The 23,597-nt window shown below is 47.7% G+C and carries 22 protein-coding genes; 16 read left to right on the forward strand and 6 right to left on the reverse strand.

Translation table 11 applies throughout. The features are described from left to right. Positions 1–144: 144 nt before the first annotated feature. Positions 145–1,035: an alpha/beta fold hydrolase gene (locus SYNPCCP_RS04930; RefSeq protein ID WP_010872160.1), complete on the reverse strand. Its 891-nt coding sequence runs from the start codon at positions 1,033–1,035 to the stop codon at positions 145–147. A gap of 52 nt (positions 1,036–1,087) precedes the next feature. Between SYNPCCP_RS04930 and SYNPCCP_RS04935 the strand changes: the two genes are divergently transcribed. The 4 genes from SYNPCCP_RS04935 (at position 1,088) to SYNPCCP_RS04950 (ending at position 3,412) form a co-directional block, all read left to right on the forward strand. Next, positions 1,088–1,357, forward strand: a complete 270-nt coding sequence (locus SYNPCCP_RS04935) for a hypothetical protein (RefSeq protein ID WP_020861597.1) — start codon at positions 1,088–1,090, stop codon at positions 1,355–1,357. An 82-nt stretch (positions 1,358–1,439) separates the two neighbouring features. Continuing rightward, on the forward strand, positions 1,440–1,706 hold the full coding sequence (gene grxC, locus SYNPCCP_RS04940) for a glutaredoxin 3 (RefSeq protein WP_010872162.1): 267 nt from the start codon (positions 1,440–1,442) through the stop codon (positions 1,704–1,706). Between the two features lie 80 nt (positions 1,707–1,786). Next, entirely contained in the window at positions 1,787–2,749 is a 963-nt protein-coding gene (gshB, locus tag SYNPCCP_RS04945; RefSeq protein ID WP_010872163.1) for a glutathione synthase, read from the forward strand. A gap of 396 nt (positions 2,750–3,145) precedes the next feature. After that, on the forward strand, positions 3,146–3,412 hold the full coding sequence (locus SYNPCCP_RS04950) for a hypothetical protein (protein ID WP_010872164.1): 267 nt from the start codon (positions 3,146–3,148) through the stop codon (positions 3,410–3,412). Positions 3,413–3,554: 142 nt separating this feature from the next. Here SYNPCCP_RS04950 and menB read toward each other — a convergent pair whose 3' ends face one another. Then, on the reverse strand, positions 3,555–4,382 hold the full coding sequence (gene menB / locus SYNPCCP_RS04955; protein ID WP_010872165.1) for a 1,4-dihydroxy-2-naphthoyl-CoA synthase: 828 nt from the start codon (positions 4,380–4,382) through the stop codon (positions 3,555–3,557). Positions 4,383–4,582: 200 nt separating this feature from the next. Between menB and pntA the strand changes: the two genes are divergently transcribed. The 10 genes from pntA (at position 4,583) to SYNPCCP_RS05005 (ending at position 12,739) form a co-directional block, all read left to right on the forward strand. Beyond that, positions 4,583–6,175 (forward strand): Re/Si-specific NAD(P)(+) transhydrogenase subunit alpha, encoded by a 1,593-nt coding sequence (gene pntA / locus SYNPCCP_RS04960; protein WP_010872166.1) that lies wholly within the window; start codon positions 4,583–4,585, stop codon positions 6,173–6,175. 26 nt (positions 6,176–6,201) lie between these two features. Continuing rightward, positions 6,202–6,741: a hypothetical protein gene (locus SYNPCCP_RS04965; protein WP_010872167.1), complete on the forward strand. Its 540-nt coding sequence runs from the start codon at positions 6,202–6,204 to the stop codon at positions 6,739–6,741. A 5-nt stretch (positions 6,742–6,746) separates the two neighbouring features. After that, positions 6,747–7,094 carry a nucleotidyltransferase family protein gene (locus SYNPCCP_RS04970; protein WP_010872168.1) on the forward strand — a complete coding sequence of 116 codons (348 nt, stop codon included), beginning with the start codon at positions 6,747–6,749 and terminating at the stop codon, positions 7,092–7,094. A gap of 20 nt (positions 7,095–7,114) precedes the next feature. Further along, on the forward strand, positions 7,115–7,345 hold the full coding sequence (locus tag SYNPCCP_RS04975) for a type II toxin-antitoxin system HicA family toxin (protein WP_020861599.1): 231 nt from the start codon (positions 7,115–7,117) through the stop codon (positions 7,343–7,345). A gap of 2 nt (positions 7,346–7,347) precedes the next feature. Further along, positions 7,348–7,572, forward strand: a complete 225-nt coding sequence (locus SYNPCCP_RS04980) for a type II toxin-antitoxin system HicB family antitoxin (RefSeq protein ID WP_020861600.1) — start codon at positions 7,348–7,350, stop codon at positions 7,570–7,572. A 40-nt stretch (positions 7,573–7,612) separates the two neighbouring features. Further along, the gene (gene pntB / locus SYNPCCP_RS04985; protein WP_010872170.1) at positions 7,613–9,055 is read left to right on the forward strand and encodes a Re/Si-specific NAD(P)(+) transhydrogenase subunit beta; all 1,443 of its coding nucleotides are present in this window, start codon (positions 7,613–7,615) and stop codon (positions 9,053–9,055) included. Positions 9,056–9,164: 109 nt separating this feature from the next. Next, positions 9,165–10,448: a TldD/PmbA family protein gene (locus SYNPCCP_RS04990; protein ID WP_010872171.1), complete on the forward strand. Its 1,284-nt coding sequence runs from the start codon at positions 9,165–9,167 to the stop codon at positions 10,446–10,448. A 101-nt stretch (positions 10,449–10,549) separates the two neighbouring features. Further along, a complete protein-coding gene (locus SYNPCCP_RS04995; RefSeq protein ID WP_010872172.1) occupies positions 10,550–11,401 on the forward strand; it encodes a bifunctional 2-polyprenyl-6-hydroxyphenol methylase/3-demethylubiquinol 3-O-methyltransferase UbiG in 852 nt (283 codons plus the stop codon). A 127-nt stretch (positions 11,402–11,528) separates the two neighbouring features. Then, positions 11,529–11,867 carry an antibiotic biosynthesis monooxygenase gene (locus tag SYNPCCP_RS05000; RefSeq protein ID WP_010872173.1) on the forward strand — a complete coding sequence of 113 codons (339 nt, stop codon included), beginning with the start codon at positions 11,529–11,531 and terminating at the stop codon, positions 11,865–11,867. Between the two features lie 2 nt (positions 11,868–11,869). Next, positions 11,870–12,739 (forward strand): aldose 1-epimerase, encoded by an 870-nt coding sequence (locus tag SYNPCCP_RS05005; RefSeq protein WP_010872174.1) that lies wholly within the window; start codon positions 11,870–11,872, stop codon positions 12,737–12,739. Positions 12,740–12,865: 126 nt separating this feature from the next. Here SYNPCCP_RS05005 and ileS read toward each other — a convergent pair whose 3' ends face one another. Then, positions 12,866–15,832, reverse strand: coding sequence for an isoleucine--tRNA ligase (gene ileS / locus SYNPCCP_RS05010; protein ID WP_010872175.1), 2,967 nt, complete (start codon positions 15,830–15,832; stop codon positions 12,866–12,868). Between the two features lie 193 nt (positions 15,833–16,025). Here ileS and SYNPCCP_RS05015 point away from each other — a divergent pair, with 193 nt between their 5' ends. Continuing rightward, positions 16,026–16,250, forward strand: a complete 225-nt coding sequence (locus tag SYNPCCP_RS05015; RefSeq protein ID WP_010872176.1) for a hypothetical protein — start codon at positions 16,026–16,028, stop codon at positions 16,248–16,250. 37 nt (positions 16,251–16,287) lie between these two features. Here the strand turns inward: SYNPCCP_RS05015 and dnaX are convergent, their stop codons facing one another. Then, positions 16,288–19,638 carry a DNA polymerase III subunit gamma/tau gene (gene dnaX / locus SYNPCCP_RS05020; protein ID WP_010872177.1) on the reverse strand — a complete coding sequence of 1,117 codons (3,351 nt, stop codon included), beginning with the start codon at positions 19,636–19,638 and terminating at the stop codon, positions 16,288–16,290. Between the two features lie 167 nt (positions 19,639–19,805). Here dnaX and SYNPCCP_RS05025 point away from each other — a divergent pair, with 167 nt between their 5' ends. Continuing rightward, positions 19,806–20,237 carry a VOC family protein gene (locus tag SYNPCCP_RS05025; protein ID WP_010872178.1) on the forward strand — a complete coding sequence of 144 codons (432 nt, stop codon included), beginning with the start codon at positions 19,806–19,808 and terminating at the stop codon, positions 20,235–20,237. 56 nt (positions 20,238–20,293) lie between these two features. Here the strand turns inward: SYNPCCP_RS05025 and SYNPCCP_RS05030 are convergent, their stop codons facing one another. Continuing rightward, positions 20,294–22,330, reverse strand: a complete 2,037-nt coding sequence (locus SYNPCCP_RS05030; RefSeq protein WP_010872179.1) for a c-type cytochrome — start codon at positions 22,328–22,330, stop codon at positions 20,294–20,296. Between the two features lie 31 nt (positions 22,331–22,361). Next, positions 22,362–23,546 carry a cupin domain-containing protein gene (locus SYNPCCP_RS05035; RefSeq protein ID WP_010872180.1) on the reverse strand — a complete coding sequence of 395 codons (1,185 nt, stop codon included), beginning with the start codon at positions 23,544–23,546 and terminating at the stop codon, positions 22,362–22,364. Positions 23,547–23,597 lie beyond the last annotated feature (51 nt).

Genomic DNA, 23,597 nt, shown 5'->3' on the forward strand with positions numbered 1-23,597 from the left:
TTGAACCAGCATGGGGCAGGGACCAAAGTAAACGATAATACTTTTTTCCCATTATTTTCCCAAGGAAATCTCCCTGGGTGGATGCAGTTATTACTTATCAATCTCAAGTTTAAAAGCTAGCTAGAAGATTTTAGGTCTTGGTGGTCATAGGCAAAATTGTCTGAGGGCGGCGGCGGTAGCTTCGGGTTGTTCCAGATGGGGCACATGGCCACAGGCATCAAGCCAGATTAATTGACTCTGGGGCAAAAGATTTTGGAATCGTTCAGCCGCTCTAACACCCAAAATTTTGTCCTGTTTACCCCAAATAATTAGGCTAGGCAAAGTAATTTGCCCCAATTGCTCGGCAAAGGAGCCATAACCACCACTTTTGCTGAAGGCAATCAATCCTTCGCTCCAACCCGGGCAGGTTAAATGGGCAGCGGCACAGAGGCGGGCATCTTCACTGGCTAGACTCCGGTTGTAATAGGCGGTCTGGCCAATACTTTGTCTGACCTGTGGGCTGGCTAAAAAATTGGTTAGCCAACGGTCCAACGGTGGAAACATGAGCCGACTGGCAAAGGGTTGTTTCGCGAGGCCAGCACTATCTATTAGCACTAGTTTTTTGACCCGTTCGGGAAAGCTGAGGCAAAAATCTAGGGCCACTGCTCCCCCCATGGATACCCCCACTAAGGTAATGGGTTCTTGAATAATTGTTTGCCAAAAGTGGTCTAGGTGAATTTTGATGTTGGCTGGGGTGGGTAGTAATATCTTGGATCTAGTTGTGAAACCAAATCCCAGCAAATCAATGGCGATCGCCCGAAAATTTTTTTTGATTAGGGGCAGTAGGCGACGAAACTCCAACACCGAACTGTCAAAGCCATGTATAAAAAGCATGGGTTCCCCCTGGCCTTCATCCATATAGTTGGTGTCCACGGTGATGGCACTGGGGTGGTCTGGGCCATGGATGGTTAGGGAAACTTGTTGCATTTGTCGCCAACATTCCCAGGAGGTTGCTTCAGTAAATGCCGGTGCGGGAAGGGTTAGGGAAGGAGTCATACTCAAATGGTGCTGGCTAAAAATGGCGATCGATAATTGGGGTTAGGAGAAATTGGCCTACCCAAAAACCCCTGGGGAAGCCGTGGTAGGATTAGGCGAAAATAATCTCCCGACGAAAATTGGGGCGAAACTCACTATGGATTCAGGCAAAATCGTGGCCATTGTCACCGGTGCCATCTCAATTATTTTAGCTGTAGCGTATCTAGTTTTAGTACAAATTCTCGACTTTCGTGGCGAAATGGTGCCAGCGCCGATGGAAACCATGGGTCTGCTTACCCACATTACGGCGATCGCCAACGGCTCATTGTTGCCCTTTAGTTGAGCATTGCCCGTTAGTTATCCCCTAACCACGAACAGGGTCAGCTATAATCAGAACCGTACAAATCTTTACATTAAGCGTTGCCATGGCTGTCTCGGCAAAAATTGAAATTTATACATGGAGCACTTGCCCTTTTTGCATGAGAGCCCTGGCTTTATTGAAACGTAAAGGAGTAGAGTTCCAAGAATATTGCATTGACGGCGACAACGAAGCAAGGGAAGCCATGGCGGCAAGGGCCAACGGCAAAAGGAGCTTGCCCCAAATTTTTATTGACGACCAACACATTGGTGGCTGTGATGACATCTATGCCCTAGATGGTGCAGGCAAGTTGGACCCCCTGCTCCATAGTTAGGCTGGCTAATCTTATTCGTATATATATTATTTGTCTTCAACCATTACGGCTTCTGCCCCCATCCCAAGGATATTGACCCTGTGAAACTGGCTTTTATTATCGATCCCCTAGAAAAACTCGATCCGGGCCATGATTCCACCGTTGCCATCATGGAAGCGGCCCAAAAGTTGGGACACGAAGTTTTTGTCACATCAGTGGGGGATTTGGCCGTTATCAATGGCCAGGCCTGGGCTAAATTAGCGGCGGTACGCCTTCAGCCTGTGATTTTGGTCGATGGGCACTGGCAAGTTTCCCAACCTTGGTCCGAACTGTCCAAATCCCAGTGGATGGCCCTGACGGAATGCCAAGCAGTCTTTATGCGTAAGGATCCGCCGGTGACCGTGCAATATCTCTACGCCACCTTCATTTTGGAGTTACTAGCCCCCACCAAGACCATGGTGATCAATTCCCCCCAGGGGCTACGGGAAGCCAATGAAAAAATGTACACCCTGCAGTTTGCTGCGGTGATGCCTCCCACGGTGGTTAGTTTGGACAAGGGCCTGATCCGCCAGTTTTTGGAAGAGCACGGGGCGGCAGTGTTAAAACCCTTGGGAGGTAAGGCCGGGGAGGGAATTTTGTTTCTCGATCCTGGCGATCGAAACTTCAACTCCCTGGTGGAGATTAGTACCCAACATGGCAAAGAGCCGGTAATGGTACAGCGTTTTCTGCCAGAAGCGAAGGAAGGTGATAAGCGAATTATCCTGCTGGATGGTGATCCCATTGGAGCCGTCAATCGCATTCCCAGTGGAGCAGAATTCCGGGGCAATATGGCGGTTGGTGGTCAAGTGGCTCCCACTACCATTACCTCCAGGGAAATAGAAATTTGCGCTTTGCTAAAACCCAAATTGCAGGCTGACGGTTTATATTTTGTCGGTATTGATGTTATCGGAGGCTACCTAACAGAAGTCAATGTCACAAGTCCGACGGGGATCCGGGAGATTGATCGCCTTGAGGGAGTCCGCCTGGGAGAAAAAGTAATTTGCTGGTTGGAAAAACAATTTTAGCCTGGGATCAAGACAGCTCAATCTCAGCAAGTTTGGTTAAAAAAAGATTATTAGTTGGGCGTTCAGTTATTTGAGCCACTATTTTAATCTTGTTTTTTCTTGATCCCTGACCTTTTTTGTTCCATACCATACCATTATCTAAAGATTTTGTTACCTGTTAAGGTCGGGTGCTGTGTCAAACGTATCGATTTGTAAAACGAATATTAAGACAACCTGAAGAGAATTTCCTTCCATCGGGGAGGTAAAGGCAGACAGAGTAACTGTTTAATGCGGATTTGCCCCCTTGGTTGAATAGGGCAAAATATAAACATCTAGAAAGTTCGAGCTGATATTTTTCAAAAAGAGCTGATATTTTTCAAAAATTTTAACAACTGCCTAATTTCCCCACGCACCCCCATGAAAACCGCTAACTTTATCACCTCATCTTGTCGTTATTGCCGCTACTACCAGGCTGAAGGTAGGCGAGGCGGCACTTGCAGTCAACTCAATGTGCCAGTACAGGGACAGTGGAAGGCCTGTGCCCTAGCGGCAAAACCCTTTGCCGGTCCCTGGGAGAACCTCGAAGATGTGGTGTATTTAGAACATGCCTATGCTTTGACCAGTAAGGATGCTCTAGTGGAACAATCGGCAGAAACGATCGCCACCGCAGCCGAAGCGGCCTAGACAGCACAATTGGGGTAATGGACTCTTAAAGGGTGTTAAAGGTATTTGCCATAGTGGAGACTGTTTTCGGGGAACTTTTGGGGTTAATTTTCCGACATAGTGCCATAGTAGGGCTGAACAGGGGAGCTTTGGTCTGATCAGCTTAGGGGAGCCAGGGATATTGGCTAAAATCCGGGGGGCGTTTTTCCAGGAAGGCTTGTTTGCCTTCACTGCCCTCTTCTGTCATGTAATAAAGCAAGGTGGCGTTGCCCGCTAGTTCCTGTAATCCAGCCTGGCCGTCACAGTCGGCATTGAAAGCAGCTTTAAGACAGCGGATAGCCAGGGGACTTTTGCTCAAGATTTCCTTCGCCCATTGGATACCTTCTTCCTCCAGGCGATCGACGGGAACAACGGTGTTCACCATGCCCATGCGTTCTGCTTCCTGGGCAGAGTATTGGCGGCAAAGATACCAAATTTCCCTGGCTTTTTTTTGTCCCACAATGCGAGCTAAGTAACTGGAGCCAAAGCCTCCATCAAAACTCCCCACTTTTGGCCCGGTTTGGCCGAAAATGGCGTTATCTGCGGCAATGGTCAGGTCACACACCAAATGTAAAACGTGGCCACCACCAATGGCATAGCCAGCCACTAGGGCAATGACAACTTTGGGCATGGAGCGGATTAACCGCTGTAAATCGAGCACATTGAGGCGGGGAGTTCCTTGGTCGTCGATATAACCCCCTTCTCCCCGGACAGATTGATCCCCACCGGAACAAAAGGCATATTTGCCATCGCTGTGGGGCCCGGCTCCGGTTAGTAGTACAACCCCGATGCGGTTATCTTCCCTGGCGTTACAAAATGCGTCATAAAGTTCAAAAACGGTCTGGGGACGGAAGGCGTTGCGTTTATGGGGACGATTGATGACAATTTTGGCGATCCCCCCCGCTTTGTAATAGAGAATGTCGTCGTAATGTTTTGCAATGTGCCAATCCATAGGTTCCCTCCTGAGCAGTCCTTACCCATCTTACGGGGACAGCGTAAAGGTTTGACCCAATTCCTATTCCATCAATAACCGACCGTTAAGGCTAATTTGTGAGTAAACAAATATAAAGCAATGCAAAGGATTGGCCCCAAACTTTGGCGATCGCCTTACTATGCAGATCAAGACCTCCGTGTTTACTTTGATTTTTTTCCATGACCATTGCCGCCCCTAAAACCACCGTTGCCCCTGAGATGAAGCCGACGACACCGAAAAAAATTGGTGTACCCAGGGAATCCTTTGACCAGGAATGCCGGGTGGCCATGACCCCCGATACAGCCCAAAAGCTGCAAAAATTGGGCTTTGATTTGTTGTTGGAAACGGGAGCGGGAGCAAAAGCGGATTTCGCCGATCGCCTTTATGAGTCCCTAGGCTGTGGCATTGTCGATGGTCGCCAAACCTTATTTGAGCAAGCGGACATTATCCTCAAAGTGCGGCCCCCTTCCCCGGCAGAGGTGGAGGAGTTACCGGCGGGGAAAGCCCTGATTAGTTTTATCTGGCCGGCCCAAAATCCCGAATTGCTGGAAAAATTGGCGGCGAAAAATATCACTGTGCTGGCGATGGATGCGGTGCCCCGGATCAGTCGGGCCCAGAAATTGGATGCCCTCAGTTCCATGGCCAACATTGCCGGTTACCGGGCGATCATTGAAGCGGCTAATCGTTTTGGGCGGTTTTTCACTGGACAGATCACTGCGGCGGGCAAAGTTCCCCCAGCAAAAGTTCTGGTCATTGGGGCCGGGGTAGCAGGGTTAGCGGCGATCGGGGCGGCCAAAAGCTTAGGGGCGATCGTGCGGGCCTTTGATACTCGCCCAGTGGTCAAAGAACAGGTGGAAAGTTTAGGCGGGGAATTTCTCCTGCTGGACTTTAAGGAAGACGGCACCGGGCAGGGGGGTTACGCCAAAGTAATGAGTGAAGAATTCATTGCGGCGGAAATGGCGTTATTTGCCGCCCAAGCCAAGGAAGTGGACATTATTATCACCACAGCGTTGATTCCCGGTCGTCCCGCCCCCAAATTGATTACTGAACCCATGGTCAAATCCATGCGGGCTGGTTCCGTAGTGGTGGACTTAGCGGCGGAGCAGGGGGGCAACTGTGAAGTTACTAAACCCGGCGAAGTTTATGAATATGAAGGGGTGACCATCATTGGCTACACTGATTTGCCCAGTCGCATGGCCAGTCAATCCAGTCAGCTTTACGGCACCAATCTCTGGCATTTGCTCAAGGATATGGGCGGCTCCGAAGCTTTCAAAGTGGATGTGGAAGATGAGGTTATTCGGGGAGCCTTGGTATCCCATGAAGGCAAGATTACTTGGCCACCGCCGAAGCTTAATCCCCCTAGTCCGGTGCAACCAGCTAAACCTACCGTGACCGTAGTGGAGAGTGAAGCCAAATCTGCTAAAAAATCCGGCTCCGGTAATTTTCTTTGGTTAGCCCTAGCGGCGATCGCCTTGGTGGGCATTGGTATCGGCGCACCTACTTCTTTTCTCTCCCATTTCACTGTGTTTGTGCTGGCCTGTGTGGTGGGTTGGCAGTTAATTTGGAATGTGGCCCCGGCATTGCACACCCCTTTGATGAGTGTGACCAACGCCATCAGCGGCATCATCATTATCGGTGGCATGTTGCAGATTTCCGGGCCATTGAATAGTCCCACCACTATCTTGGGGGCGATCGCCATTTTAGTGGGAACGATCAACATTGCCGGGGGATTTTTAGTTACCCAACGGATGCTGAAAATGTTTCGGAAGTAATTTTATTTTTTAATAGGAATTAAATTATGGCCAGAAAATCAAAAGAATTTCAAAAATTATTTCACGAAGAAACCCATGCTGAGAAATCACCAAGAAGGGAGTCTACTTCTCAATCCATTAGAAAAAAGGAATTAGCGGCTTACGATCAATTCAAAAAAAAGCTTGAAAATGATGAGCACAATAAAGGCGCCACCTTTGTTAAAAATCCCAAAGGCATGAGAAAAATGTCTGAGGTTTTAGAGGAATTTGTCGCCCCCTTTATTGGTGATGAAGACTCCTATGAAGAAAGGGAATTTTTCTTTGAGCTAGCAATATTAGCCTGGAATTGTTCAGTATTCCCAGAAAGTGGGCGAGAAAAACTTATGGAAGCTTTTTTTACAGATTTGAGCAATCCCCTCGAGCCAGAAAGTATAGAAGCGACGCAGGATTTAAGAGTTTTTGTTGAGGAGTTAATTGAGCGCAAATTAGAAGTATTTCCTAAGGACAAAAGAATTATCCAAGATTTCCAATTAACTCAACATGAAGCCGGTTTCCACGTTGCTGTGTCCTACGTTATGGCTCGATAAATCCCATGCAAATTTCCCCAGCATTTAAATATAAAGTTTCCATTGATCCAGGCAAAATTACTGCATTTTGTCAGCAATGGCAAATAACTGAGCTTGCCCTATTTGGTTCATTTCTCCGAGATGATTTTGATCTAGATAACAGCGACATTGACGTTTTGGTCTCTTTTGAGCCTAATGTTCCCTGGACAATCTTAGATCTGGTGGATATGGAAGATCAACTTCAACAAATTTTTGGTCGGAAGGTGGACTTAATGGAACGGTTAAGCATTGAGCAAAGCCAAAATCCACTGAGGAAAAAAGCAATTTTGGAATCTTTACAGGTCATTTATACGGAGTCGAGACTACAGATTTAGTCCTAATAAGGCTTCAATAAATGGACAAGAAACAAAAACTTTTAAGCAAAGCTAAAAATAATCCCCAAGGCCTCAGCTTTAGAGAATTTGAAAAGCTTTTAGAACTATCTGGTTGGCTTCTTGATCATCAAACTGGTAGTCACCGTATTTGGTACTCCTATGATAAGCATCGCTTGTCCGTTCAACCAACAAAAAATGGTCAAGCAAAAGCTTATCAAGTTAAGCAATTTCTCAATCTTCTTCAGGAGTGATTATGACTGTTAGTAATATTTTTGATGGTTACACAATCAATCTTTTTCAGGATGAAGATGGGGATTGGTTAGCTTGCTTGGCGGAAATGCCCAATGTTTCAGCGTTTGCCGATTCTCCCCAAGCCGCTCTTGCTGAATTAGAAATTGCCTGGCAAGGGGTAAAGGAAAGCTATCACAAACACGGAGAGCCGATTCCCATCATTGAAAGGGTTTATGCAAAACCCTAATCCTTTACTTAAATTGATAACCAATTACCACTAAATTCTTATGTCTAACAGTTTACAAACCGTGGCCTATGTGGCCGCCAGCATATTATTTATCTTCAGCCTGGGGGGCCTGGCCAATCAGGAAACTGCCCGGCGGGGAAATGTTTATGGCATTGCCGGCATGGCGATCGCCTTTTTAGCCACTGCTTTAGGGGGCGACTTTACTGGTTACACCACTCTGCTGGGGGCAATTTTACCTGCGGTGGTTATCGGCTCCCTGTTAGCCTCCCGAGTAGCCATGACTTCCATGCCGGAACTAGTGGCGATTTTGCACAGTTTTGTGGGTTTAGCGGCGGTTTTGGTAGGTATTGCCAATTACCTAGCCCCGGAAAATGGTTTAGCGGGTTCCGAAGCTTTTATCCATCAAATTGAAATTTATGTAGGCGTATTCATTGGGGCTGTTACCTTCACCGGCTCCATCGTGGCCTTTGGCAAATTGCGGGCCATTATCAGCAGTAAACCACTCATGCTCCCGGCTCGGCACTTCTTGAACATTTCCCTGCTGGTGGCTACGGTGATTTTCGGGGTGCAGTTTATGCAATTGAATAGCCCCGCTGGCTTGACCCCCCTGTTAATCATGACCGCCATTGCCGGGGTGTTGGGTCTGCATCTCGTAGCGGCGATCGGGGGGGCAGATATGCCGGTGGTCATTTCCATGCTCAACAGCTATTCTGGCTGGGCGGCGGCGGCGGCGGGCTTTATGCTCTCCAATGATCTACTGATCATCACTGGGGCGTTGGTGGGAAGCAGTGGCGCAATTTTGAGCTACATCATGTGTAAGGCCATGAACCGTTCTTTTATCAGCGTTATCCTGGGTGGTTTTGGCGAAGGTTCTAGTGCTGCTTCCAAAGGGCCAGCCCAGGAGGTAATTGGTACAGTCACTAAAACTAGTGCGGAAGAAGTCGCGGAGGAATTGCTCGATGCCCAGAGCGTGATCATTACCCCCGGTTACGGTATGGCGGTGGCCCAAGCTCAACATCCCGTGGCAGAAATTACCAAATTACTCAAGGAAAAGGGTGTTAAGGTCAGGTTTGGCATTCATCCTGTCGCTGGTCGTTTGCCTGGCCACATGAACGTTCTGTTAGCGGAAGCCAATGTGCCCTACGACGTAGTGCTGGAAATGGACGAAATTAATGAAGATTTCCCCGAAACCGATGTGGTGCTAGTGATTGGCGCCAATGACACGGTGAACCCCAGTGCTTTGGAAGATCCCACCAGTGCGATCGCCGGAATGCCGGTGTTGGAAGTGTGGAAAGCCAAACAGGTGGTGGTGATGAAACGGAGCATGGCTTCCGGTTATGCTGGGGTAGAAAATCCTTTGTTTTATAAGGAAAATACCCAAATGCTGTTCGGCGATGCCAAGAAAAATGTCGATGCCATTTTGACCCAAATGCGGGCTAAGGATGAGGTGGGCAGTGGCGATAAGGTTCTAGTTTCCGTTTAGTTAGCTGACCTCAATGGGGACTTCTAACCCTAGGGGAGAGCTGAATACTTAATAATGGGGAGGGGAATATTCGTCTCCCTTTTTTGTTTGTCTATCATCTAGTTTTGCCATGACCACCGATCTATCGGTTTACCTCGACCAAGCCCAACAAGCCGGAGCGGAAAGCGCTGAAGTTTATTACTCCCGATCCTTTTCCCGACCAGTTTTCTTTGAGGCTAATCGGTTAAAACAGTTGGAAAGTTCTGAATCGGAAGGGGTAGCCCTGCGGTTATGGAAAAATGGTCAGGCTGGTTTAGCGGTGGCCTATGGTCCGGTGGAACCGGAAATATTAGTCGAAAAAGCGTTGGCCCTAGCAGCCTTGAATCCCCCCAATCCGCCCCGGTTCACTGCTCCCCGGCAAGATTATCGGGAAAGTTTAGGGGAAGATGTTTCCGTAGAACAATTAATCGATTGGGGTCAAACGGCGATCGCCAGTTTACGGTCAGAGTTTGCCGAAGTGCTCTGTAGTGGCGAATTAGCCTGTAGCACTGACAGCACCCGCCTAATTAACAGTGAAGGTTTGGACTGTACCTGGACAGAGAGAAGTTTGAGTTACTACTTCGGGGTGGAATGGATTCGGGGAGAGGATTTTTTAGCCATCTATGATGGGGAGCAATGTCGGGGCCAGACCAACGTCGGACAGGTGGTGGAAAATCTGCGGCAACGGCTACTTTGGGTGGAAGTGAATCAACAAATCCAGGGCGGCAAAATGCCCATTTTGCTCACCAGTGGCGCGGCCAGTTTGCTTTGGGACACGGTAGGAGAAGCCCTCCATGGTCAACGGGTAGCGGAAGACTCATCCCCATGGGCAGAAAAATTAGGACAAACTGTGGCCATTGAAGAATTGAATATTAGTCAAGATCCCACCGCCATTCCCTTTGATTGTCCCTTTGACGATGAAGGAAGCCGTACTCAAAAACTGGCTTTAATTAAAAATGGAAAAATTGCCCAGTTTTATACAGACCATGAAACAGCAGAAAAATTAGGTACAACCACCACGGGTAATGGTTTTCGTCCTAGCCTAGGCAGTGCGCCCCAACCGGGTTTGGTGAATATGTTAATCACACCGGGAACCGCTAGCTTCGACCAGTTACTTAAAAAATTGGGTAATGGTTTAGTTGTAGATCAAATTCTTGGGGGGGGGGCGGATATTTCCGGTGATTTTTCCATCAACGTTGATTTGGGTTATCGAGTGCAGAATGGTGAAATTACTGGCAGGGTTAAGGACACTATGGTTTCTGGCAACATTTATGAATTATTAAATCAGATTATCGCTTTGGGTTCAGACCGTCGTTGGCAGGGTTCCTGTGCCACTCCATCAATTATTTTAGATGGGGTATCGATCACCGCTTAGTACTATATTTGAACATTGGAATTTTCACCTAACTACCATTGAAAAAATCCGGCCATAAATTTGCCCAACGGTTATTCTGGCTTTGATGGTACTGTATTGGAATGGATAATGTTACTCGCTATCAAAACGCCGCGCTTCAGTACTACCAAGATCTGACTGGGTCTTCCCATCTCCACTACGGTTATTGGCAACCAATTCCGGAAACCGAAGATGATCTGACTATGGCTAAATTGCGCCATGCTCAGGAAAAATATACTGACCATTTGCTTTCATTTTTACCGCAGAATATCGAAACTGTATTGGATGTGGGTTGTGGCAACGGTGATAACGCCAGTCAACTAATTGGCAAAGGTTTACAGGTGGAAGGAATTGCCCCAGATCCTTTTCAGGAGTCAAGTTTTTTACAAAAGACTGGGGGCAAAGCTCGCTTTAATAGTAATACTTTCCAAGGTTTTATAGAAGATTGGCAACGGATTGGTTCTATGCCCCAATATGATTTGTTGCTTTTTAGTGAAAGTACCCAATATATGGCTGTAGCCACTATCGCCGATGGGGCAAAATTATTGGTAAAACCAGGGGGTTATGTTCTCTTGGCTGATATGTTTCGTAAAAATGAAGATTATCAGACAGGAATGTTTTCCAATTGTTTGATCAAAAGTGAATTACAGATGGCGATGAAAGAAGCCGGTTTTATTCTGCTCGATAGGGATGATATTTCCCAACAAATTGTACCTACCTTAGACCTTTGTGTGCAAAATTTTCAAACTTTTGGTGTTTCAACTTTAACCTATTTAGCTAGTTTAGTCAGAATTGCAGTCCCCCCTCTGTATAAAATTTTCGATTACTTTTTGGGTAAAAAGGCTAAGGTTTTGGTAAAGGAAGGATTACAGGCTGGGAATATTTTTCGGGATCATCTATGCTACGAAATTCAACTTTGGCAAAAGCTTACTTAAATTGCTGGGGATGATCTAGATTTACCTTGGGCAGGGGAAAGTTAAGAATAATGACTAATTTGTCTTGATGGCCAAAGCCCAGAAGTATAAGTAGAGTAAGGCCCCTTCACCGCCGGAGAGAACAATTATGTCCGCTGAATTTTTTGACTGCCTCCAACATAAATGCGCCTATGTGGCGATCGGAGAATTTAAACCCGGTCGGTTTGCAGAAGCCCAACGGTTATATGAGAAGGCCATTTCCACCTATAAAAGTGGCTTTAAGGGTGCCTTCCTGCTAAGAAAACCCAATTCCGACGAGGGCATTGCCGTGATTCTCTGGAATACGATCGAAGATATGGAGGCGAATCAAACGGAAGTCCATCGCAAAATTTTGGACGAAATGGGCCCTTTGTTTAATGTGCCTCCGGTCACCAATATTTATGAAGTTTGTAGCGAAGTGGAAGCCTATGGTAAGGTGCTCTGCTAACCATGTACAACATTAGCTTTACCCCCGATCGCCCGCTGACCTACCATTTGGAGGATGATCAAAGTCTGGCCCGTCTTTCCCTCGTGCCGGGGCGGGGCGGTCTGGTGACCGAGTGGACCGTTCAAGGTCAGCCCATCCTGTATTTTGACCGAGAGCGGTTCCAGGATCCATCCCTGTCAGTACGGGGAGGCATCCCAATTTTGTTTCCCATTTGTGGCAATCTGCCCCAGGATCAGTTCAACCACGCCGGTAAAAGCTATCGCCTGAAACAACATGGTTTTGCGCGGGATCTGCCGTGGGAAGTAATCGGCCAGCAAACCCAAGACAATGCCCGGTTGGATCTACGGTTGAGCCACAATGATGCCACCCTCGAAGCTTTCCCTTTTGCATTTGAGTTGGTTTTCAGCTATCAACTCCAGGGCCATAGCCTCCGCATTGAACAACGTATTGCCAACCTTGGCGATCAGCGGATGCCCTTTTCCCTCGGTTTCCATCCCTATTTTTTCTGCCGAGAGAAGTTAGGGATTACGTTAGCAATTCCTGCCAATGATTACCTAGACCAAAAAACTGGCGATTGCCATGGCTATGACGGGCAACTGAATCTAACTTCCCCGGAATTGGATTTAGCCTTTACCCAAATTTCCCAGCCAAGGGCCCATTTTATTGACCCAGACCGGAATTTAAAGATAGAAGTTAGCTTCAGCGAACTGTACCAAACTCTGGTGTTGTGGACTGTGGCTGGGAAAGATTATCTGTGCCTCGAGCCTTGGAGCGGGCCTCGCAATGCCCTCAATAGCGGCGAGCAGTTAGCTTGGGTAGAACCCTATTCTTCCCGTTCCGCCTGGGTAAATTTTCAGGTGTCCACTGAGTGACTGTGCCGCCCTTTCCACTTGGATAAAAGTCCGTTGGCAGTCCCAATTTAAGGGAGGAAGTTGTAATCCTCCCGAAATCAAGCCCTTGGGCTATGGCTCAATCAACTCCGTTCAGACTATGGAGATCTAAAAGTTTCCCTGGAGGGCCTCGTTGCACCGCTCACAAATGGTGGGGTCATCGCTGAAACTGCCCACTTGGGTGGAATAATTCCAGCAACGCTCACATTTATGACCGTCGGCTTTAGTGACAATAATCTTAATGGGTTTAGTGCGAATATTATTATCATGCCGTTCCAGGTTAATTACTACGGTTTCCTCATACGTAAAAGATGGTTCAATTTCAGCAGACTTGATAAACTCAACTTGAGAAGTTAGAAATATGTTGCGAAGCGAAATTTTTCGGTCATTGGGATCAAATGTGGGTTCATTAAAATTTTCTAACCATCCGTAGAACCAATGCACAAAATTTTCTCCTTGTTTTTCATCCGTGCCACTTTCAGCAGTTCGGGGATCCACAATAATCAATTTAGCCTCCAAAGATGAACCTATCACTTTGTCCCTTCGAGCCTGTTCGAGAAGTTGGTTAATTCCATCTCGTAATTGACGTAGGCTAACCCACTTTTGAGCTAATTGCGGCTGTTGCCATTGGGCATCTAAATTTACCCAGCCTGATTGGAATACCGATTCCGTCGGTTTTTCGTAGGGTAAAAATTGCCAAATGTCCTCCGCTAAATGACACAGCACAGGGGCGATCGCCTTGGTTAAATTTTCCAACGCCAACTGGAGAATGGTTTGGCAACTGCGGCGACGGGGAGCATTGGGGGCGGAAATATACAGACGGTCTTTAGCAATATCTAAGTAGAAGTTAGACAAATCCACCACACAGAAGTTTTGCACCGTTTGGAAAAACTTAAAGAATTGGAAACTTTCGTAGGCTTCCGTTACTTCCGTAAATACTTCCGTCATACGGTGTAACATATAGCGGTCTAATTCTGGCAAATCTTCATAGGCCACTGCATCGGTTTCAGGATTAAAATCATGCAAGTTACCTAGTAAAAACCGGGCCGTATTGCGAATTTTATTGCGTATATCTACCAACTGTTTGAGAATGCCCTGGCCAATGGGCACATCATTGGCGTAATCTACCGATGCCACCCAAAGCCGCAACACATCAGCCCCATAGGCCGGTTCCTGTTTTTGATTTTTACCGCCATTAATAATCTGGTAGGGGTCCACCACATTGCCCAGGGATTTGCTCATTTTGTGACCCTTTTCATCCAGTACAAAACCGTGGGTCAACACTGTTTTATAGGGGGCAATGCCATTTACTGCCACACTGGTGAGTAAACTGGACTGGAACCAACCTCGATGCTGGTCGGAACCCTCCAAATACATATCCACCGGGTATTTTAATGGTCGATTTTTTGCATTTGCGACCGCTGCCCAGGAAGAGCCAGAATCAAACCATACGTCCATGGTGTCTTCCCCTTTGCGGTAAGTACGACCATTGTTGCGGTATGCTTCCGGCAGGAGTTCCTCTACGGTTAATTCCCACCAAGCATCGGAACCTTTTTCCGCAATGATTTGTTGCACATGATTAATGGTTTCTTCCGTTAGCAAAGGCTCACTGGTTTCCTCGTCATAAAATACGGGAATAGGAACCCCCCAAGCCCGTTGCCGGGAAATGCACCAATCACTGCGATCGCCAACCATGGGAGTGATGCGATTTTCCCCCTGGGTTGGAATCCAGGTAACTTCTTTGATCGCTTTTAAAGCTTGATCCCGAAAACCTTCCACCGAAGCAAACCACTGTTCCGTGGCTCGGAAAATAGTCGGCTTTTTGGTGCGCCAATCGTAGGGATATTTATGCTCATAAGCTTCTTCTTTGAGCAAAACTTTTTGATCTTGCAACGCATTAATAATGGCTTCATTGGCATCGTTGAGCACATTAAGCCCCGCAAATTTCCCTGCTTCCTCCGTTAAATTGCCCGCCGCATCCACCGGGGACAAAATTGGTAAGCCATACCGTTGCCCGACAACGTAATCTTCTTGACCGTGGCCTGGAGCCGTATGCACTAGCCCGGTACCAGATTCGGTAGTGACATAATCGCCACCAATAACAATGGGACTAACCCGGTCAAACAGAGGATGCTGATAACAGGTATTTTCCAAACTTTCCCCTTGCAGAGTTACTTTAACCGTTAATTTGACCCCGAAAGTTTCACTTAATTTTTCCACTAAATCCAGGGCCACAATTAAGTAACTGCGATGAAAAATATGGGACTCCGTTTCCACCACCGCATAGGTTAATTCCGGATTTAATGCCACGGCCAAATTGCCCGGCAATGTCCAGGGGGTTGTAGTCCAAATGGCCACCGCTAAATCATCAATGTAGGGGGCCAAAATTTCAGCGGCTTTCTCCCCTGCTTGGGTGATGGGAAAACTAACGTAAATACTGCGGGAAGTATGACCTTCAGGATATTCCAACTCCGCTTCTGCTAGGGCTGTGCGGGAACTAGGACTCCAATGGACCGGTTTTAAACCCCTGTAGATATAACCTTTCAACGCCATGGCCCCAAATACGCCAATCTGGGCCGCCTCATATTCCGGGGTCAGGGTTAAATAAGGCTTTTTCCAATCCCCCCAAATGCCATAACGCTGGAATCCCACCGCCTGTTCCTGTTGGGCTTTGAGGGCAAAATCCCTGGCTTTGTGACGGAGGGTGAGGGGAGTTAATTCCGCCCGTTCACTGCTTTTTAAACTTTGTAGAACTTTCAACTCAATGGGCAAACCGTGGCAGTCCCAACCGGGAACGTAATGGACTTTATGCCCCTGTAATAGTTTATACTTATTAATAATGTCCTTGAGAACTTTGTTTAAAGCATGGCCCATGTGGAGGGCACCGTTGGCGTAGGGCGGCCCATCGTGGAGCACAAACAAATCTTTGGGATTATTGTCGGCTAAATCTGCGTAAATTCCTTTTTCCTGCCAATATTGCTGAATTTCCGGCTCTCTTTTGTTAGCGTTGGCCCGCATATCAAAGCGGGTTTGGGGCAAGTTAACGGTGTCTTTATAACTTTTGGCTTCAGTCACAGTGGCTTGGGGCAGAATTGTGCATAGGAATACTTGCTGATTTTACCCCGTTTTCCTAGCCCATCTACTGCGGTTTTACTCCCTAAAGGGCGATCGCCGTGGGCCGGCCTTGGCTTGATCTGCTCTGGCAGGCCAGTATAATTCCAAGGGATAATCGTCTATCAACCTGCTGAATTTTCCGGAACAACGGACCATGAATGAACCAAAACAGACCGAAACCGTCCAGGTGGTGGAAAAAGTTAGCGCGATCCTTTCCCCCTATTTCATCGTCATTGTGGGTTTGTTTTTGGCCGATAGCAATTTTCTCATTGGCATTGCCCTGGTGTTTGTGGGGGTATTTTCCCTGCTGAAACTTTCCTGGCACGATGTGCAAACGGGGGTAGAAAAAGTTAAGGGCTTCTTTGCCGAAAAGCAGTGAGTCCCATTAGAAAAAAATTAGACTTTTGAGACAGCTACTAAAAAGGTAGATCTTCTTCTTCCTCCGGGGCGATCGCCGGTCGGTTCAGGACGGTGGGTTGGTTAATTTGCAGATGTCCATTGTGATCCATGGGTTGCTGACCAAGTTCCGCCGTTGGTTCCGTAGATAAATCATCGCCATTATCCGATTCCTGTTTGGGAGCCGCATCGGATGCCACAATTTCCCCGTCAAAATTTTTGGCAAACTGCTCGATCGCCTTGCGGGTGGCACTGTCACCAATATCTGTCGGAGGCGGCTCTTCCATGGCTGGAGCCGGTTTTGGTTTGGGCCGAGAAGGATTAGAGAAATTATTTGATTCCCGTCGGGGGGAAGGTTTTATTTCCGATGTAGCGGGGCCCCTGGCGATCGCCGGGGGAGAAGGAGGCACAGTGGGAGCCGGATTAGCATTAACCGCTGCGGTGGGGGGAGGGCTTGGCTCTGGAGCAAAGGCTGGCGGCTTACTATGGCTAGGGGGAGGAGCGCTGTTAACCGGAGTAGTTTCCGGGGTCGATGGCTTACCCACCACCAAATTCACTTTCACCGATTGGCCACAGGCTTGCCCTAGGGCCGCTTCCAATTCATCCTTTTTGCCCGCCGCAATTTTAAGCAGTTGTTGGGTGGTAACACTGACGGTGGCATTATTCCCCACCAAATTGATCAAAGAACCAAAGGATTTAAATAAAGATTGACTGAGCGCCCCTAGATTGTTTAACGTTTCCGACCATAACTGGGTCAGATCCCAATGGGCGTTGCTCGGCTCAAAGCTGGATGGCTCTACATCTGCTTCTAGCTTCTCTTCTAGAACAATAGGTTCAGAAACAGGAATCATTGTAGGAGAATCCACCACGGTTAGATGGTTGTGTGAGCCACCAGGGAAAGTCACCACATTACTGGGCTTTGGCGGAGTTATTGGTTGAGCCACAGGTGTTCTAACTGCCGTTTGACTAACTGCCCCAGTGTCCAACCCACAGGCGGATGGCAACAGCCCCAACAGGGTCACCTCTAGCCAAAGTCGGGGCTGGGTAGTGTTACGAATTTGGATTTCACTTTCCTTAAGTTTTTGTTGTCCTTGCAAAATCACTCCCCTTTGCCATTGGGGCGCCGTGTCACACAGGGCTTGCCAGGTTTCCGCCGTCACCGCCACCAAATCTGAGCGTTGGGGAGCTGTTTGGGCAATAAGTAAATTCAAATAAAAACTGGCTAAATTTTGCAATACCACCAAGGGTTCCCGCCCCCGGTTCAAAATCTGCCGACAGGTAGCCAATAGGGTTTCTGCATCGTCACTGGCGATCGCCTCTAGGAGGGCTAACAAATCCTGTTCCGGCACCGCCCCCACGAGGTCCCAAACTTTATCGGGGGTAATCAGGTCGGGGAGCAGACTTAATTGATCGAGTAAACTTTCCGCATCCCGTAAACCACCATTGGCAATTTGGGCCACTAGGGTCAAAGCTGGTTGGTCAATATTAATATTTTCTCGCCCAGCAATATAACGGAGATGGTCCACCATGGCCTGCAAAGGAATGCGGCGATAATCAAACCGCTGACACCGGGAAATAATGGTGGGTAAAACCCGCTGGGGATCGGTGGTAGCGAGGACAAAAACAACCCGCTCCGGTGGCTCTTCCAAGGTTTTTAGCAGGGCATTGAATGCGGCCGTGCTCAACATATGACAGTTATGGACTAGTAAGCCATTGGCAACAAAATTGTGATTATCTTCCACCTCCAGGTCATAAACTTTTTCCACTTGACCCTTAGTGACGGACTCAACTTCCTCGAAATTTGTATGCCATTGCGGGGATGGAATAGATTTCCAAGTCCGATAACCACTTGCGGGTGGCCACTGCTCCCATTTTTGTGTAGTAATAGGTTTTGCTGTTAATGCTTCTGCGATAGGATTTTGCACTGGTGGGATATCCTCTATCGGTAAGCCATTCAGCAATAAGTTGATTTTCTTCCGGGAAAAAGCCCTCTGTGTGTAACTGAATTGATGGACTCCCAGATTCGGAAATAGAGAGGGAACCGTCGTCCATGTACCACCAAGCCATTCCTTCTTCAGTGATATGCGAGAGCCATTCCGAAGAAACTTGTTTTCTTTTACCTCCAGGTTTGACTGTGCTGAAAACATCAATAAGGTTTGGGGAACAACGGGTTTGACAGCAGATGGAACTTTCCCCATAGCCTTTATTGGCTGTGAATCGTATTTTGGGTGACAGACATCCCAGTCTTGCCGCTTTATATTCCATCCATTCTGACTGCTTGGTGCCGTGGGTCCATCGCAAGCGGGGGAATCGGCTATGTGGGTTGGGATAGTCAATACTTCCATCCCCAAGCAAGGTTCCGTAGATAAGACCGAGAATTTCTGCTCCCAACGGTTCTGACCCTGATGTAATTTTTTCTGTTCTGAGATCCCAAAGTCCGTGGCTTTTTTTGTAGGGATGTCTTCGCCAATGGGATTGGATACTTTTAATTTCTCTTCCTTTGCACTGCAAAAATGCTGGAATATCAAGTTTTTCGCCACATCCGCATTGACAAAAGGGTCTTGTGGCTTCTGCTTCTTCAAGGATAGAGATAAGGTCGTATTTTTTTTGTCCGTATTGATTGCCTCGTAGTTGATGGCCCCGGACAAACCGCCTAAGCTTGCGGTCAGTGCCGTACTTTGCGATAAATTGTCCACATCCACACTCGCAGGGGATAGTATCTTCATTCCGGGAGTGATGTTTTCCGCTCTCGTCCATCCTTGTTCAGTTCTGATTAAATGGTTAGCCGTACACCGTACTGTAGAATTTTTTGTCTTAATAGACAATGTTTGCTTTTCGCCTCTGTCAAGCCATCTTAAAACTTTTTTATATTCCCATTGCTGTAGAGTTTCGTTGTAGCTCAGAACTTCTCGCCCTTTTATTTGGGGATTGTCAATGGACATTAAGCCATTGCGGGTCAAAACTTGTGAGTCCCCCGTTAAGCATTCATCGATCACATATACTTTATATCTGCACTGTACTGGGGCAAATTGAGCCCGTTCAATAATTTCTCGGATATTATCTACCCCTGTATTACTGGCCGCATCAATTTCAATTACGTCTAAAGCTGAACCGTTAGTAATAGCCCGACAGGTGGCACATTGGCCGCAGGGAGTGGCAGTAGGCCGATCGCCAGCGATGCAGTTTAAGGATTTGGCTAAAATTCGGGCTGAAGAAGTTTTTCCCGTTCCCCTGGGGCCCGTAAATAGGTAAGCAGGTACGATGCGCTCCTGTTCAATGGCATTGCTCAATGTGGCGGCGATCGCCGTTTGGCCCACCAAATCTGCAAAGGTCTGGGGGCGATATTTATGGTGCAGAGGTTCGTAGGCCATGGCAAGGTAACCGGGCGATCAACAGACAGGGGGATTCTCAGCCTAACTCCAAAATGCAAAAAAAAGAGGTCAAGTTAACAGCCGGTGACGGGGGTGCTAAAGGCAAAGGGTAAGACGCTTAGAATGAAAGGGTCAGTGTTGATTTGTAAGACTAGAGGGCAATTCCGATGACAGGCCCCGTTATTTTTCACCTCGCTATCCCCGTTAATGATATTGCGAAAACTAAGGAATTTTACTGTGATCGCCTGGGGGCCAAGGCCGGCAGAGAAACCGATAAGGCAATAATTCTAGATTTCTACGGCCATCAGGTGGTGGCCCACATTACCCTGGAACCTTTAGTAAAACAACCGGGCATCTATCCCCGCCATTTTGGTTTAGTATTTCCTGTCGAAGCGGATTGGTTTGCTTTTTCTGAACAGGTGGAAGCGGCCGGAGTGCCCTATCATTTGCCGCCCAAGTTACGCTTTGCTGGAGAATTGACGGAACATCGCACTTTTTTCCTAGCTGACCCCTTCCATAACTATCTGGAATTCAAATGGTATCGTCACCAGGAAGCAATTTTTGATCTGAAAGAGTTTCTGGCCATTGGCGATCGCTAGTCAGACCAATCATCAGGCTAGCAATGTGGTTTGCTTGCACAACTGACCTAAAACCATCAATTCTGGCGTGATCCGGGCCCTTCCGGTCTTGGTTGACCATCAATGTAGGTAGCTAAATCCCAGGCCTCTTGATCCGTCAACACTCCATCAAATTGATAGGGCATATTACCGTGGATAAATTCTGCCAAAGTATTAATCCTCGCCATCCCCGCTTGGCGATTGAAGGAATTGGGGCCCCATAGGGCTGGGCGATAATAGGTGTCACTGCCATAGCGACCCTGGCCCAACGCACCGTGGCAAAAAGCACATTTCTGCTCAAAAATTGCCTGGCCTTGATTTGGATTCCCCGTCAGTTTGGCAATGGGGGGATAGGGGGTTTTGGGCAAATCGATGTTCAATACCTCTGCCTGTTCATCCAGCCACTGCATATAGCTGATAAAAGCTTGGAAATCGGGACTATCGGCGGTAATGGTCAGAGGTTTGCCGTTGAGGCTATGTTCAAAACAAAGATTGATCCGTTTCTGTAAATTGATGGTTTCTGGATATTGATATTTTTTCATCATGCCAAACCAGGAAGATGCTTTCGGATTAGCCCCGGCATTGAGGTGACAACTAGCGCAATGAAGCTTGGCAGTGAGCACAAATTCTGGCATTTCCTCATAGGTTTCGGTCGTTAATTGATAGCCCCGCAGAATACTATTCCAATGCTGATTATCCCAAGCCGTTACCGGTTCATCGGGGGGAGAAACAACTTGAGGATCAATTTGGGTCGGGAGGGCATCGGCAAAGGTAAAACTAAAATCCGCCGAAGCAAATTTTTTGACATTACTACTCCGGGCCATGGCGTGGCATCCCATACAGGAAGATGTCCCCTGGATATAGGTTTCCATGGTGGTATTGGCTAACAGGGCTGGTAGAACGTGAAAAACGGTGTCGGGGCTTTTATCCGCCGCTGATTTGGGGATAGCCCATTGAGCATTGATTAATTCATAATTGGCCCAAACGGAATCTTTTAACCCTGCTTGTACAAGGCGGTTAAGCTCGGCAACGTTATCCACTGCTTTGGTGGGTTGACTGCAATCCGGGTCTTGGTGGGGAATAGGAGTTCGGCGAGTGACTTGGTTGGGAACACCAAGAATGGTTTGTTTGTTGGTCAAGCAATTAACGCACCGATCGCCGTGGAAGGAGAAAACGGTATTGGCAGAACCACTGTGGTTTAAACCGGGGACATTATCCACCTGTTCATAGGTGGACCAAATCCACTGGGGCGCACTGGGAGTTTTATACATAATGTGAAATCCCACCAAACCCATCTGTTGCAGTTGATATTTCCCTGTGGTTAAATCCTGCACATAGGCCGGTACATTGTGAAAACGGCCGGATTCCTCCGGGGTAATTTCCCGCCAAGCGGCCTTAATTAAAATGGAGCCATCAGGGGCATTAATTTCGGGTAAAAGAGCCTGTTGTTCTGGGTTGTAAAGTTTATTTTTCACCACATAATCAAACAACACCTTATTCATGCGAATTTCATAGCGCACCACATTGCCCCACTGATCGGTCAAAGTTCCGGGCAATGCCCCATCAGCTTTGGTGGGTTGAAATTCATCATTGAGTACTTCATCCACCTTGCTTTGACGAAATAAAATTTTCGTTCTTCCATCTCCTTTCAAACCATTGGGTAAAGGTTCATTACTATTCCATGGCTGCGGCACTGCGCCATTGGGCAAATAAACTTCGCTGGTTTCTTTCCAGGTTTCCCACACCCTTGGGCCGGGAGCATTGATGGCTAAATTTTTATCCGGCACTCCCCGATCGCCGTCGCCAACTATAGCGGGCCAGTTTAGGGCAATGAATTCTTGCCAAGCAAAGGTATCCACCGCCCGTTGGACAACATTGAAATTCTTTTGCTTGAGTTCCCCTTCCACGTCTGCCGGTAACTGCCAACTGATGGCAAGGGGAGATAATTTGGCATTACAAACCCCAGGCAAAGTAATAGTAGCAACGGTTTTAGAGCTTACTGGAGTTACCAGGGAAAAAAACAGCACAAAAATAATCACAACTAGGGCATAGGCCGTAATTCTTCCTATTTTCATGCCATTATTCCCCCTTGGTAGTTATCAATAATTATGGTTGGGTTGGTAGAGAAAAAATCGTGTCTTGCACTGGTAACTTTTTAGTTAATTCCGGCGAAATTTGGAAAGTATTCCCCAACACCGAGCTAGGATTGCTAGCTAACCAAGTACTCAGATCAATACTTTGATAATCCCCATCATTGAAAACCACCACAATATCCAACGGCTTTTGGGAACTGTTGCGGATGGCATGGCCATAACCCTTGGGCACATAGCCCACATCTCCCTGCTGGAGACGACTAACGCTGGCTTTACCTTCGGAAGCAAAAACGGTTAAATCCATCTCCCCATCGAGCACATATTGCCACTCGTCCGCGTTGGGATGCCAATGGAGTTGACGCATGGCTCCCGGTTCTAAATGAATTAAAGCGCCGGTCATATTAAAACTGCCGGGAAATTCCTTGGCGCTGGCTAGCCTCAATTCGTTGCCACCCAGGGAAACTAGGGGTTGTTGCCCCAGGAGATTATGGGTGTGGGGAACTTCAATTTTGGCCGTTTGCCCCTGGGGAGTTGCGCTAGCCAAGGGGCCAGAAGCCGGGCCGTAGGAGGAAATGTAAACCTGTTTTTTGGGTAATTGGGCTACCTGGGCCGCCGTCCAACCTAAATTTTCTTCCACCCAGGCGATCGGAGTGTGGGAAAGCCAATCAGTAACGCTAAAGGTTGCCCCTTCAGAAAAGGTGCCGTCGTTGAATACCAGCAAAAATTTGGCAGTGTCGGGACCAATGCCCTCAATGCTGTGGCCCCAACCCCGGGGAAAATACCAAAGCCCTCCTTTGTCCACATCGGCAATTTCCACTTTGCCTTCGGGACTGGTGAGGGTAATCCGGGTTCTGCCTTCCATGACATAGGCCCATTCCGCCGCGTTGGCATGCCAATGTAATTCCCGAATCGCTCCGGGCTCCAAGCTCATATAAACCCCCGCCATCCCCTTGCTGACGGGAAAGTTATAGGTACCCACCTGTTTAGTGGTGCCGCCGTCGTAAAGCACTAGGGGAGTTTTGCTAAAGGCATAGGTAAAAGCTGGTAAATCCTTACCCCAAACCACGTTGGAGAGCGATCGCCATTGTTCACTTTGGGCAATGGTTGGAGTAAAAATCCCTAAAAAAGTTATCAGTAAAACACTCAATCCTACTAGTAAAAACCGCCGTCTCAACCATCCTATTACCGAGTTGACCATGGTGATACTGGAATAATCACAATCCAGTGATAAAAGGTGACGAAAGTTGTC

It is taken from the genome of Synechocystis sp. PCC 6803 substr. PCC-P (assembly GCF_000284455.1).
GTDB lineage: Bacteria > Cyanobacteriota > Cyanobacteriia > Cyanobacteriales > Microcystaceae > Synechocystis.

Excerpts from the sequence above, each read along its gene's own strand:
- SYNPCCP_RS04930 (WP_010872160.1), bottom strand. The coding sequence starts at position 1,035 with ATGACTCCTTCCCTAACCCTTCCCGCACCGGCATTTACTGAAGCAACC.
- grxC (WP_010872162.1), top strand. The coding sequence starts at position 1,440 with ATGGCTGTCTCGGCAAAAATTGAAATTTATACATGGAGCACTTGCCCT.
- SYNPCCP_RS04950 (WP_010872164.1), top strand. The coding sequence starts at position 3,146 with ATGAAAACCGCTAACTTTATCACCTCATCTTGTCGTTATTGCCGCTAC.
- menB (WP_010872165.1), bottom strand. The coding sequence starts at position 4,382 with ATGGATTGGCACATTGCAAAACATTACGACGACATTCTCTATTACAAA.
- pntA (WP_010872166.1), top strand. The coding sequence starts at position 4,583 with ATGACCATTGCCGCCCCTAAAACCACCGTTGCCCCTGAGATGAAGCCG.
- SYNPCCP_RS04965 (WP_010872167.1), top strand. The coding sequence starts at position 6,202 with ATGGCCAGAAAATCAAAAGAATTTCAAAAATTATTTCACGAAGAAACC.
- SYNPCCP_RS04970 (WP_010872168.1), top strand. The coding sequence starts at position 6,747 with ATGCAAATTTCCCCAGCATTTAAATATAAAGTTTCCATTGATCCAGGC.
- SYNPCCP_RS04975 (WP_020861599.1), top strand. The coding sequence starts at position 7,115 with ATGGACAAGAAACAAAAACTTTTAAGCAAAGCTAAAAATAATCCCCAA.
- SYNPCCP_RS04980 (WP_020861600.1), top strand. The coding sequence starts at position 7,348 with ATGACTGTTAGTAATATTTTTGATGGTTACACAATCAATCTTTTTCAG.
- pntB (WP_010872170.1), top strand. The coding sequence starts at position 7,613 with ATGTCTAACAGTTTACAAACCGTGGCCTATGTGGCCGCCAGCATATTA.
- SYNPCCP_RS04990 (WP_010872171.1), top strand. The coding sequence starts at position 9,165 with ATGACCACCGATCTATCGGTTTACCTCGACCAAGCCCAACAAGCCGGA.
- SYNPCCP_RS04995 (WP_010872172.1), top strand. The coding sequence starts at position 10,550 with ATGGATAATGTTACTCGCTATCAAAACGCCGCGCTTCAGTACTACCAA.
- SYNPCCP_RS05000 (WP_010872173.1), top strand. The coding sequence starts at position 11,529 with ATGTCCGCTGAATTTTTTGACTGCCTCCAACATAAATGCGCCTATGTG.
- SYNPCCP_RS05005 (WP_010872174.1), top strand. The coding sequence starts at position 11,870 with ATGTACAACATTAGCTTTACCCCCGATCGCCCGCTGACCTACCATTTG.
- SYNPCCP_RS05015 (WP_010872176.1), top strand. The coding sequence starts at position 16,026 with ATGAATGAACCAAAACAGACCGAAACCGTCCAGGTGGTGGAAAAAGTT.
- dnaX (WP_010872177.1), bottom strand. The coding sequence starts at position 19,638 with ATGGCCTACGAACCTCTGCACCATAAATATCGCCCCCAGACCTTTGCA.
- SYNPCCP_RS05025 (WP_010872178.1), top strand. The coding sequence starts at position 19,806 with ATGACAGGCCCCGTTATTTTTCACCTCGCTATCCCCGTTAATGATATT.
- SYNPCCP_RS05030 (WP_010872179.1), bottom strand. The coding sequence starts at position 22,330 with ATGAAAATAGGAAGAATTACGGCCTATGCCCTAGTTGTGATTATTTTT.
- SYNPCCP_RS05035 (WP_010872180.1), bottom strand. The coding sequence starts at position 23,546 with ATGGTCAACTCGGTAATAGGATGGTTGAGACGGCGGTTTTTACTAGTA.